This is a genomic window from Janthinobacterium sp. 1_2014MBL_MicDiv (genome assembly GCF_001865675.1).
Lineage (GTDB): Bacteria > Pseudomonadota > Gammaproteobacteria > Burkholderiales > Burkholderiaceae_D > Janthinobacterium.
The window spans coordinates 3,874,426-3,886,610 of the sequence record NZ_CP011319.1; the positions used below are offsets into that span (position 1 = coordinate 3,874,426).

General features: G+C 65.0%; 10 protein-coding genes. 2 read left to right on the plus strand and 8 right to left on the minus strand.

Annotated elements, in window-relative coordinates:
- Nucleotides 1-33: 33 nt before the first annotated feature.
- Nucleotides 34-1,071, plus strand: a complete 1,038-nt coding sequence (gene tssA / locus YQ44_RS16755; protein ID WP_071324363.1) for a type VI secretion system protein TssA — start codon at nt 34-36, stop codon at nt 1,069-1,071.
- A 35-nt stretch (nt 1,072-1,106) separates the two neighbouring features.
- On the opposite strand, the gene tssH is transcribed toward tssA, so the two are convergent.
- The 8 genes from tssH to YQ44_RS16795 all read right to left on the minus strand — a co-directional run bounded on the left by tssH (nt 1,107) and on the right by YQ44_RS16795 (nt 10,440).
- Nucleotides 1,107-3,785, minus strand: coding sequence for a type VI secretion system ATPase TssH (tssH, locus tag YQ44_RS16760; protein ID WP_071324364.1), 2,679 nt, complete (start codon nt 3,783-3,785; stop codon nt 1,107-1,109).
- A gap of 53 nt (nt 3,786-3,838) precedes the next feature.
- Nucleotides 3,839-4,918, minus strand: coding sequence for a type VI secretion system baseplate subunit TssG (gene tssG / locus YQ44_RS16765; RefSeq protein WP_071324365.1), 1,080 nt, complete (start codon nt 4,916-4,918; stop codon nt 3,839-3,841).
- Nucleotides 4,882-6,726 (minus strand): type VI secretion system baseplate subunit TssF, encoded by a 1,845-nt coding sequence (gene tssF, locus YQ44_RS16770; protein WP_071324366.1) that lies wholly within the window; start codon nt 6,724-6,726, stop codon nt 4,882-4,884. Before tssF ends, tssG begins: the two co-directional genes overlap by 37 nt.
- 2 nt (nt 6,727-6,728) lie before the next feature.
- Nucleotides 6,729-7,220: a type VI secretion system baseplate subunit TssE gene (tssE, locus tag YQ44_RS16775; protein ID WP_071324367.1), complete on the minus strand. Its 492-nt coding sequence runs from the start codon at nt 7,218-7,220 to the stop codon at nt 6,729-6,731.
- A gap of 101 nt (nt 7,221-7,321) precedes the next feature.
- Entirely contained in the window at nt 7,322-7,813 is a 492-nt protein-coding gene (locus YQ44_RS16780; RefSeq protein WP_071324368.1) for an Hcp family type VI secretion system effector, read from the minus strand.
- A 33-nt stretch (nt 7,814-7,846) separates the two neighbouring features.
- Nucleotides 7,847-9,331, minus strand: coding sequence for a type VI secretion system contractile sheath large subunit (gene tssC / locus YQ44_RS16785; protein ID WP_071324369.1), 1,485 nt, complete (start codon nt 9,329-9,331; stop codon nt 7,847-7,849).
- A gap of 1 nt (nt 9,332) precedes the next feature.
- On the minus strand, nt 9,333-9,842 hold the full coding sequence (gene tssB / locus YQ44_RS16790) for a type VI secretion system contractile sheath small subunit (protein WP_071326567.1): 510 nt from the start codon (nt 9,840-9,842) through the stop codon (nt 9,333-9,335).
- A gap of 73 nt (nt 9,843-9,915) precedes the next feature.
- Complete coding sequence (locus tag YQ44_RS16795; protein WP_232250925.1) at nt 9,916-10,440, minus strand: tetratricopeptide repeat protein; 525 nt, start codon at nt 10,438-10,440, stop codon at nt 9,916-9,918.
- Nucleotides 10,441-10,836: 396 nt separating this feature from the next.
- Here YQ44_RS16795 and tssK point away from each other — a divergent pair, with 396 nt between their 5' ends.
- On the plus strand, nt 10,837-12,183 hold the full coding sequence (tssK, locus tag YQ44_RS16800) for a type VI secretion system baseplate subunit TssK (RefSeq protein ID WP_071324371.1): 1,347 nt from the start codon (nt 10,837-10,839) through the stop codon (nt 12,181-12,183).
- Nucleotides 12,184-12,185 lie beyond the last annotated feature (2 nt).

Here is a 12,185-nt window from a genome sequence, read left to right on the forward strand (position 1 = left end):
GCCAAGCCATCCGCCACCATTTTCGGGAATACCATGATTTCAGCCGACCAGCTTCTCCTTCCCATCAGCGCCGTACAACCGTGCGGCATCGACCTCTCCTTTTCCGCCGACCTCGATGCGATCAGCCAGGCGCGCAAGTTCGACGATCCCTCGCTCGACCAGGGCGAATGGGTCACCGACCTGAAGGAAGCCGACTGGGATTTCGTGCAGCGCCGCTGCGCCGCGCTGCTGGCCGAAAAAAGCAAGGACTTGCGGCTGGCCGCCTGGCTGGCCGAAGCGAGCGCCAGGCAAGACCATTTGCAGGGGCTGGGCCAGGGCTACCGCCTGCTGGCCGGCCTGTGCCGGCAATACTGGGACCTGGGCCTGTATCCGCAAGCCGATGACGGCGACCACGAGCAGCGCATCGGCAACCTGAGCTGGATTCTCGCGCGCACGCCCGCCCTGGTGCGCGCCATGGCCTTGACGGACAGGCAGTCCGGCGGCTGGTCGAGCATCGACTTCGACGCGGCGCGCAAGCGGGCCGCCAGCAACCAGGATGGCGTCAACGGCGTGAAACTGGCGGACATGGAGGCTGCGCGGCGCAACAATTCGGCGCAGTTCCGCGCCGCCTTCGCCGCCGACGCCCAGTTCTGCCTGGACGCGCTGGCGGAACTCGAGCAGGCCGCCGATGCGCGCCTGGGCCGGGACAGTCCCGGCTTTTCGCTGGCACGCGAAGCGCTGCAAGCCATGCAGCGCGCGCTGCCCCCGGCCGCCGTCGCTGCCCCGGGCGCGGCAGCGGCCGTGCCTCCTGCCAGCGTCCAGGTGCCTGGCGCCGGCATGCCGCCGCTGCCGCTGCCTGCGGCGGCGCCGGGCGAGATCCACAGCCGCGCCCAGGCCCTGGCGCAGCTGCGCCAGGTGGCGCTGTACTTCCGCCAGACGGAACCCCACAGCCCCGTCTCGTATTTCGCCGACAAGGCGGCCGACGCCGGCGAGCAGACGCTGCACGAATGGCTGCGCGGCGTGGTCAAGGACAGCGCCTCGCTCGCGCATATCGAGGAACTGCTGGGCGTTGCGCCGCCCGCCGGCCAGTAAGCACCCAGGGCCAGCAGGCGGCGGCCCGCTGGGGCCTACCTGATCGTGTACTTGAACTGACCCTGCTTGCCCGCGCTGACCTTGATCTTGCTGATCGCCAGCCCCTCCGCCATCCTCGCCAGCACGGATTCGGCAATTTCCGGCAGCAGGCTGCCGTTGAGGATATGGTCGACGTTGCGCGCCCCCGAATCGACTTCGGTGCAGCGCGCCAGCACGGCCTCCACCAGCGTCTCATCGTAGCTGAATTCGGCCTGGTGGTTGGCGCTGACGCGCGCGGCGATCCTGCGCAGCTTGAGATCGATGATCCTGGCCAGCACGTCGTCGCCGATCGGATAGTAGGGAATCACCTTCAGGCGCCCCAGGAAAGCCGGCTTGAACACCTTCAGCAGCTGCGGGCGGATGGCCAGTTCCAGCTGCTCCGGCGTGGGCACATCCTCGGACGCCAGGTTCAGGCATGCCTGCATCATGGTGGCCGACGCCACGTTCGAGGTGAGGATGATGATGGTATTCTTGAAATCGATCTCGCGCCCCTCGGCATCGTCCATCACGCCCTTGTCGAACACCTGGAAGAACAGCTCCATGACGTCGGGATGCGCCTTTTCCACTTCGTCGAGCAGCAGCACGCTGTACGGATTGCGCCGCACGGCCTCGGTCAGCACCCCGCCTTCGCCATAGCCGACATAGCCGGGCGGCGAGCCTTTCAGGCCGGACACGCTGTGCGCCTCCTGGTACTCGCTCATGTTGATGGTGATGAGCTTGCGCTCGCCGCCATACAGGGCGTCGGCCAGCGCCAGCGCCGTTTCCGTCTTGCCGATGCCGGACGGACCGACGAACAGGAACACGCCCTTGGGCTTGTCGGGATCGTCGAGGTTGGCGCGCGAGGTCCGCACGCGCTGCGCCACCGCCTCGATCGCATGGGGCTGGCCCAGCACGCGCTCTTCCAGCAGGTCCTTCAGCTTCAACACGGTACGGATGTCATCCTTGACCATTTTCCCCAGCGGGATGCCGGTCCAGCCGGCGACGATTTCCGCCACCACGTGGCCATCGACCTGCACCGGCACCATCGGCGTCTCGCCCTGCAATGCGCGCAATTGCTGCAGCAGCGCCTGCAGGTCGCCGGCCTGGCTGGCGTCCGGCCTGGTCTCCGGCCTGGCCGCACCGGCGTCCTCGAGCTCCTGGCGCGCCGCCCGCACTTTTTCGCTGAGCGCCTTTTCCGTTTCCCAGCGCGCCGCCAGCGCCCCGTGTTCGCCGGCGGCGGCGCCGCGCGCCGCGCGCAACGCCTTCAGGCGCGCCGCATGGCTGGCGCCGCCGCTTTCCTCGCGCGCCAGGGCCGACGCTTCCGCATCGATGCGTTCGAGCTGGCGCGCCAGGCTGTCGAGCAGCACCGGCGTGGCGCGCTGTCCCAGCGCCACCCTGGCGCAGGCCGTATCGAGCACGCTGATCGCCTTGTCCGGCAGCTGGCGTCCCATGATGTAGCGGTGCGACAGGCGCACGGCCTCGGTGATCGCCTCGTCGAAGATGCGCACGTTGAAATGCTTTTCCATCAGCGGCGCCATGCCGCGCAACATCGCGCACGCCAGTTCCTCGCTCGGTTCCTCGATCTTGACCACCTGGAAACGGCGCGCCAGCGCGGCATCCTTCTCAAAATATTTCTTGTACTCGCCCCAGGTGGTGGCGGCGATGGTGCGCAGCTCGCCCCGCGCCAGCGCCGGTTTCAGCAGGTTGGCGGCGTCGTTCTGCCCGGCGCTGCCGCCCGCGCCTATCATCGTGTGCGCCTCGTCGATGAAGAGGATGATCGCATGCGGGCTTTTACTCACTTCGCCGATGACGTTTTTCAGGCGGTTCTCGAACTCGCCCTTGACGCTGGCGCCGGCCTGCAGCAGTCCCATGTCCAGCGTGTGGATTTCCACGCCCTGCAGGATGTCCGGCACGTCGCCCTGCACGATGCGCAGCGCCAGCCCTTCGACCACCGCCGTCTTGCCGACGCCCGCCTCGCCCGTCAGGATCGGGTTGTTCTGGCGCCGCCGCATCAGGATGTCGATGGCCTGGCGAATTTCCAGGTCGCGCCCGATCACCGGATCGATCTTGCCGTCGCGCGCGCGCGCCGTCAGGTTCACCGTGAACTGGTCCAGCGCCGGCGTCTTCGATGCCGCCGCGCGGCCTTGCAGTTCGCCCACAGGGTCGCCGCCCGCGCCGTCGGCTACCGTTTCGCCAGCAGCGGCCCCCGCAAGCTCCTGCGAACCCTCGGTCAGCGACTCCAGCTTGTGTTTGAGCTCGTCGAGCTTGAACTGCTGGAACAGGGCCGAGCCGCGGTACGCGAGCTGCGCCAGTTCCGGCTCGGTCAGCAGTGCCTGCAGCAGGTGCGCGCTGCGGATGCTTGCCTGGTATCCGGCCCGCAAGTCGAGCGAGGCGATCAGCCAGGCATGTTCGAACAGTTTCGGCAGCCGCGGCGAAAACACGGGCGTGCGCGCGTTCCCCGTCTGCAGCCGGCCTACCTCGGCCCGCAGGTCCGCTTCCAGCATGCCGACGCTGATGCCGCTGCGGCGCGCGATCAGCACGAAATCGCTGCGCGGCTGTTCCAGCAAGGCCAGGAATACGTGCTCCAGGTCGACCTCGTACTGTCCCAGGCCGACGCAGATACTGGCGGCGCGCGTGGCGGCAATGCGGCAGGTGTCATTCAGCTTGCTGATCAGCGTCTTCAGGTTGATGCTCATGGGGAAGCGGTCCTTGTGTCGGGTTGGAAGGGAGGCGGAATCGGTGTTACGGTTCAGGCAAGCGCGTGCAATTCGTAGCGGACGTCGGCGCGGTCCTGCGCTTCGCCGCCCGTGATGAGGAAACTGTCCCAGCCCAGCCTGCCGCCGCCGCGCGGCTCGTCCAGGCGCACGCCCTGCACGTCGCTGGCGCGCAGCACCAGCTGCACCTCGTACTCGAGGCACAGGCTGGTGAACATGGCGAGCATTTTCTCCAGCGCCCGCGCGGCCGCGCCGCCGGGCAGGAAGGCGTCGAAATGCGCGCGCGCCAGCGGGCCGATGGTCAGCCGCATGCGCAGGTCGCGCTGCCACACGCGCCCGCCCACCAGCGCGGTGGCGCCCAGCACGGCGTTATTCGCGCCCAGGGTGCTTTGCTGCTCGCGCGGCACGTCGTACCAGCAGCCGATGAACTGGCTGACCGTGACGCGCTGGCCGAAATATTCGGACAGCACCTGGCCCATCATCACGGCCGAAGGCGGCCGGTGGCGCATGGCGGCGGCAAAAAAACCCACCGATTCGTCCAGCACGCCATCGCCGGACAGGCGCTCGCGCAGCGAAGCGTGGCCCAGCCCCGCCAGCGACAGCAGCAGCGGCAGGAACTGGTCCTTGCCGTCCAGCTGGTACTTCAGCTCGAGCCGGTACTTGCGCCAGGCTTCGTAAAACAGGGCCAGGGCGCGGTTCGAAAACGTGTCGAGGAAGGCGCGCGGCCCCTCGTCCCTGGACTCGAACTGGTGGCTGGCGATGCGTTCCGTGTAGTGCGCCGGCAGCGCGCCGGCGACGCCGAGAAAACCCATGAAGGCGGGCGTGATGCGCACATACTTGAGCTGCGCACTGCGCAGCGCCGCGCCCAGCGCGTCGGCATCGGTCGCCAGCCCGCGCGGCTCCGGCCGCAACGCTTCGATCTGGCTGGGGGCGAAGTCGAGCGAGACGGAATTCTGGAAGCGCAGGAAGTTGGCCACCGCGCCTTCGTGCGGCATGCCGTTGCGCCGCAGCCAGAGCTCCAGCAGCCGTACCGCCTGGAAGTACTGGAAGCGGTACGGTTGCGCAAACAGGCGCTCGATTACACTAGGCTCGAATCGCCGCTTCGTGGTTTGCATCGCAACAGCTCCTCTCCCGATTTCTTCGCCACCAGCACCAGTTGCGTGAAGCTGTTCGCATGCACATACAGTCCCAGGAAACAGTCGATGACCTGGGCGAAGGCATGGATGCCGCTGCCGACGAACGCCTCCTCGTCCAGCGTCAGCCGCACTTCGATGCCGCGCACCAGGCAGGCGAAGGGATTGCCGGGCAGCCAGGCATTGACGGCCTTGTGGGCGATCGCCGTCAGGCCGCGGATCTGCCGCTGCGAGGTCGGCGAGCGCGGCAAGTCATACAGGGCCAGCATCTCCTGGAAGGCTTCCAGGCCGCTGCCGGCCAGCGACAGGTGGTTCAGCGACAGGTGCGAGATCAGGCGCCAGTGGGCGCCCCGCCCCCGTTCGAATCGGTGCGACTCGGTGGGCTTGCGCAGCAGGCTGATGCTGCGCACGCTGGAGCCGCCCTCGAGGAACAGGTCGCCGCCGTGCAAGCCATAGGTCAGCTGCGCCGGCAGGTCGCGGTTGGTGCAGCTCAGTTCCAGGCTGAGCGTATCCGTTTCCACGGCGGCCGGATCGAAGTCGATATCGACGATCGAGATCTCCGTTTCATGGCCGGGACTCTTGTGGGCGATCACTTCGTCGCGCCGCATCACCCAGTAATGTCCGTCCCTGGCCGGCGTTTCGCCGTGGCGCAGCGAGTAAAACGGCCGGAATTCGACCACCGACTCGCCTTGCGGCGTCTGCCGCACCAGCTTGACCGCCTCGATGGCGTGCACCTCGAACGCATACGCGCGGCGCGCATCGGCCAGCACCGGGTAGCTGGCGGCCGTATGCGTGATGCGTATCGGCTCGCCGCGCTGGCGGAACAAATTGACCACCGGCGTGCAGCCGAGCAGCAGGTTATGCGTCGCCATGGTGCCCAGCAGGCGCGCCGTATTCGAGTCGGTGCGCAAGCCGCTCAGGGCCAGGTGCAGGGTAACGCGGCGGCATCCGGCCGGCAGCACGGCGCACAGCGCGCCCAGGTCGATGTCGAAGAAATTGAATTTTTCGGGAAAACAGAAATACTCGGTCAGCAGCCGGTACGCCGGATGCGAGCGGGCCGCGAACGGGATCAGCGCATCGTCTTCGGCGAAACCGGCGCTGCTGACGGGATTGACGGCCAGCGCGATCCAGCGGCCGCTGTCGTCCGCCTCGGCGTACGCCTGCACGGTGCGCATGAACAGCGCATCGCGCAGCGCGGCGCAAAACGAGGGCTGGCCGTCGATGAAGACGCGCAGCGATGGCAGGCCCAGCTGGGCCAGCGAGATCTGCCCGGCAGTCGATTCGAGGCGCATGCTCACGCCCGAGGTGGCGCCGGATGGCAGCTGCGCCTGCTCCGGCGCGGCGATGATGGGGGAAAACGCCGCATGCGTGAGCGCCAGCGGCGCCACGGTGACGGCATACGCGGTGCGGAAGGTGCAGGCCACGCCCTTCACGGGACGCGTCGTCAGTTCCGTGCCGCGGGCGATTTCGGTGGCCGCCGTCAGCTGCGCCGCCGCGGCCGCATAATCCATGCGGGCGATCGAACAGCTGGGGAAAGGCCGCAGATAATGCGGATACAGCACCTCGAACAGGGCTTCGGTGAATTCGGGGTAGTCGTCGTCGAGGCGCTTCGAGATACGCGAATTGAGCAGCGCGAAGGACTGGATCATGCGCTCGATATGCGGGTCTTCGCACACTTCGCCGCCCATTAGCAAACGCCCGGCGATCTTCGGGTAGCGTTCGGAAAACTCGCGCGAATAGCGGCGCAGGAATCCCAGCTCCCGCTCGTAGTACGGTAACAGTTCTTCCAAGGTCAGGCTCCCGTCTGCGCCGCGCGGCGCCCCTTGCTGATGGTGTAGTGCAGGCTGGAAGGCTGCAGGATGGCGTCGAAATTGACGGGTTCGTGCGCCGCGTGCACCACTAGCAGCGCGCTGATGGCGAAATTGAGGCGGTTGATCGAACCTTCCTGGATTTCCAGCGAAGCGCGCACATTGCGCAGGCGCGGCTCGTGGCGGGCGATGGCCTTTTCCAGGCACTGGCAAATATGCGCGCGGTCATCGGTGCTCGACAGGCTCAGGCCGGCGAAATCGTTCAAGCCATAGGTGATGATGGACTTACCGCATTCGGGGAACTTTTTCAGCAGCGCCTCGGGCAGCACCGTGCGCGTGTTGAGCAGCGCCTCCAGGTCGCGCGCCACGGTATCCTTCAGGTCCTCGAGCGAAAGGCGCGAGATGGTGCCGCTGGAAGCCCCATGGATGGGCGTGTCCATCAGGCGGTCGAACAGGCCCGGCGTAAAACCTTTCATAGGCATCCCGCATCAAGAGGTGGGAAGGGCCCGCAACCCGCGGCCTGGACAGCCAGCGGCGGGTACGGCAGGCATGCGCGCGAGCGCGCGGTACGGCGCTGTCAGACGGTCTTGTTGGCCGACAGGTCCCAGCCGCCGGAGGTATTGCCGCCCGAACCGCCGCCGACTTTTTGCTGCGTGTATTTCCACTTGACCTTGGAATACTTGAGCGACAAGTCTTCGCCGAGAATGTCGCCGGCGGCCACCGAGGGAGCCACGCTGCTGATCATCACGTTCTCGAGTTCGATTTCAAAGTACTTGATGCGCTCGCCCTGGCCATCGGCGCGCAGAAACTCGAGCTTGGCTTTCGGTATGGTTTTGCCTGAGGAGCAGGTCTGCAGCAGCAAGGGACTGGCCAGGTCGGCCATCTTGGCGATGACGATGTCCTTGTGCTCCGTGCGTTCGGCCGTATGGCCGCCGCCCGTCGATGCCGTCGCCGACTTCGGTTGCAATACCTGCCACTGGACCGACTTGCATTCGATCCAATCTTTATGGCTGTTGTCCGTAGATTCGCCTTTGATGCCGTCAATTTGCAAGTAAACGTCGATTGCCATGTTATTCCTTTCAAGGGTAGGAAGAAAAATGCCTTACGATTTGGTCGACTGCGGAAGCTCCGCGACCAAACGGAGTGAAACGGATAATTCGTCGAGCTGGAAATGCGGGCGCAGGAAGGACACGGCGCGGTACACGCCGGGACGGCCCGGCACTTCGGCCACCTGCACGGACGCTTCGCGCAGCGGGAACTGGGCTTTCTGTTCCTGGCTGGCGTTATCGTCGAGCAACACATACTGCATCAGCCAGCGGTTCAGGAAATCCTCGACGTTGGAAGCGGCGGCAAAGCTGCCGATCTTGTCGCGCATCATGGCCTTCATGTAGTGGGCGATGCGCGACACGGCAAAGATGTATTGCAGCTGGGCCGACAGCACCGCGTTCGCATTGGCCGAATCGGTGTTGTATTTTTTCGCCTTCTGCGCCGATTGGGCGCCGAAGAACGCGGCGTAGTCCGTGTTCTTGCAATGCACGAGCGAGATGAAGCCCAGGTCGCTCAATTCCTTTTCGCGGCGGTCCGTGATGGCGATCTCGGCCGGGCATTTCAAGGCCACTTCCCCTTCATCCGTCTTGAAGGTATGCGTCGGCAAGTCTTCCACCAGCCCGCCGCCCTCCACGCCCCGGATGGCCGCGCACCAGCCGTAATCCTCGAAGGCGGCCGTGAGCTTGGTGCCGAAGGCATAGGCGGCGTTGCACCACAGGTACTTCTGGTGGTCGGTGCCGTCCACGTCCTCGACGAAATTGAAGCCTTCCACGGTGGCGCCATCGGCCGGGTTGAATGGCAGGCGCCCCAGGAAACGGGGCAAGGTCAGGCCCACATAGCGGGCATCTTCCGATTCGCGCAGCGATTTCCACTTCGCGTATTCGACCGTGTCGAAGACCTTGGCCAGGTCGCGCGGCTTGCCCAGGTCGCTGTAGCTTTCCAGGCCAAACAGTTCCGGCGAGGCGGCCGAGATAAACGGCGCGTGGGCGGCGGCGGCCACGTGCGACATCTGCTCGATGAAATACATGTCTTCCGGCTGCCGGCTGAATTCGAAGTCGCCCAGCAAGGTGCCGAACGGGGCGCCGCCAAACGTGCCGAATTCCTCTTCGTACACTTTCTTGAACATGGTCGACTGGTCGAATTCCAGCGCGCTCTGGAAATCCTTGACCAGCTCGCGCTTGGTCGCGTTCATCATCTTGATCTTCAGGTTCGTGCCGGTCGACGTGTTCTTGACCAGGTAATGCAGGCCGGTCCAGCTGCTTTCCAGCTTCTGGAATTCGGGCGCATGCATGATCGCGCTCAGCTGCTGGGAAATCAGCTGGTCCAGCTCGGCCACGCGGGCATCGATGGTCGCCGCCAGGTTGTTCGACACCACCACCGTGCCGTCCATGACCTGGCTGACCAGTTCGGAAATGAGGTCCTTGGCGCGGGCATGCTCGACGCTGGACTTGGCCACCTTGCTCTGTTCCACGATCTGGTCGAGCAAGTCGATCTCGGTGCTGGCGGAGGCGGTCAATGAGGGAGTCATCTGTGCGGACATATCAGTCTTTCCTGACGTGGGAGTGTTGTTCCAGCTGGGCCAGCTTCTCGGTACTGTTGAGCACATCGTTGAGGATGTCTTCCAGCTTGTCGTTGCCGGCCAGCTTGTTGCGCAGGTCGGCCAGCTTGGTGCGCGCCTCGAGCAGCTTGCGCAGCGGCTCCACCTGCTCCACCACCGCCTCGGGACGGAAGTCGCTCATCGAATGAAACTTGAGCTCGATGCCGAACTGGCCGCCAGCGTCGCTCAGCTCGTTGGGCACGCGGAAGGTCGCGCGCGGTTCGATGCCCTTCAGCACGGCATCGAAGTTGTCGCGGTCGATGTCGACGAACTTGCGGTCCTTCAGGCGCTTCTGTTCCAGTTCGGAATTGCCGCCGAAGTCGCCCACCACGCCGACCACGAAGGGCAGCTCCTTGTTTTCAATCGCGTCGCCGATCTCGACGTCATACGTCATCTGCACGCGCGGCGGGCGTACCTTTTGCAGGCGCTTCTGGACACTATCTTTCTTCGACATGACATCCCCTTCGAAAAGAATCGGCAACATCGGCGATGCGCCTGTTGAACTGCGGCGTTTGGCTAGTCACTGCTCACTTGAGCGCATTGAATGGATTGGCGCTGCCCTCGTCGGCGCTGCGCTTGCCTTGCTGCTTGCGCGCCGGACGCGCCGGCGCCTTTTCCGGCGGCGGCACGAGGACGCTTTCGCCCAGGCTCTCGCGCAGCAGCTTGGCCAGGTCCTGCGATTCCGCACGCAACGGGCCGGACAGGTTGTTCTGGCGGCTCAAGTCGGCCAGCGCCCGCGTCGACAGGCGCAGCCCGCTGATGGCGATCACGCTGTTGGCCAGCTTGTCGGCCGGATCGCGCACCAGCACTTCCTGCGCATTCAGGATGGCCTCGCCATACTGGCCCGCCTCGTAGCGCGTCTGCGCCATGCGCACCCACGGCTGCTTGTCGGCCGGGAAAGCGACGGCGGCCTGTTGCCACAGCCCCAAGGCCGCCTCGTTACTGCCGCTACTGGCCGCCTGCGCCGCCTTGGACATCATCTCGTCCATCGTGGGCGGCGCCATGACGGCCGGCTTGGCCGCGGGCGTGGTGTCGCAGGCACTCAGTGTCAAGGCACATGCAATTGCTGCGAGCAGCGAAACCGATCGTGTCATATGGTGCTTTCCCTCACAAAAAAGACGCGTTGACGATCAAAATAAAGTTGTAATTTATAGTTGCTAATTATTTATTTTTCGGAGCCTAACATGATTTGAATATTTATCGCGCTCAATAGAAAATACGCGAAAACTCACTATTCATGCGGCTTTCCGGGCAGCGTGCGCTATGGAAACGTACCGTACGCGCCCTTCCTCAAGATAATGTTATGGTGCTTTCAGTTGCGAAAAAAGCACCACCTTGTGCGATGCAAAGGGTGGATGATTTCAGCGGCAAGAACACGGTAGCGGCATGCCGGCGCGGACGGGTCAACCGGTCTCCACGCCTCACTTGGTCAGGCAAAAGGGCAATCCATGAGCGTTGCAAACAAATTGTTGTGGGGCGAAGGCCTGTTCTTGCGGCCCCAGCATTTTCAGCAGCAAGACCAGTATCACGAACACCGCCTGCATGAGAGCGTCAAGGCGCTGCATCCATACGCATGGGGCGTGAGCCAGCTGCAGATAGACCGCGATGCGCTCGGCAACCATACCTTGCGGCTGCTGGAGCTGTCGCTGATCTTCCAGGACGGAGAAATCTACAACGCGGCCGGCGCCGACGAGCTGCCCGAGGCCATCGACCTTGGCAACCTGCCGCCGTCGCAGCAGTCGGTGACCTTTTACGCCGCCCTGCCCGCATTCAAGCAATTCGGCGGCAACTTTGCCTCGGCCGGCCAGCCCAACAGCGCGGCACGCTACGGCCAGGCCAATCTCAGCACGCCGGACCTGTACACGCAGGCCGCGCAGGCCGAACTCACCTACCTGAAGAAATCGCTGCGCCTGGTGGCGGAATCGGATCCGCGCGACTCCTACGTGAGCTTCCCGCTGCTGCGCCTGCGGCGCCTGTCGACGGGCGGCTTCGAGCAGGACCCGGCCTTCGTGCCGCCCAGCCTGTCGATCCGCAGCGCACCGCTGCTGTTCCTGCAGCTGCGCCGCCTGATCGACGCGCTGCAAGCCAAGGTCAATGCCCTGTATGGCCACCATCGCGAGCCGAGCAAGAGCGTGATCGAGTTCCGCTCCGGCGACATGTCCTCGTTCTGGCTGCTGCATACGGCCAGTTCGGCCTTTGCCTCGCTCAGTCATTACTTCCACCATCCGGCCCTGCATCCCGAGCGCCTGTACGAGCAGTTGCTGGGCCTGGCCGGCGCGCTGATGACGTTTTCGAAAACCCATGCGCTGGCCGACCTGCCGGCGTACCGGCACGCCGATCCCGGGCCGCCGTTTGCGCAGCTGCACGCGATCATCCGCGAATTGCTCGACACGGTGATCTCGTCGAAGTATTTTGCGATCGCGCTCAGCGAAACCAAGCCGTCCTACCATCACGGCAAGCTCGATTCGGAAAAAATCGACGGCAAGACGGCGTTTTACCTGGGCGTCTCGGCCGACATGCCGGGCATGGAGCTGGTCGACGTGGTGCCGCTGCGCTTCAAGGTGGGCGCGCCCGACGACGTGGAAAAGTTCGTGCTGTCGGCCTTGCCCGGCGTGCGCCTGCAGCATGCGCCGCAGGTGCCGGCCGCCGTGCCCGTCCGTCCGGATGCGTACTACTTCACCATCGAGGCCAAGGGCCAGATGTACGAGCGCATGCTGCAGGCGCAATCGGTCCTGATTTATGTCCCCTCCGGCATGCGCGACCTGAAGCTCGAGCTGGTCGCCGTCACCTCCTGACA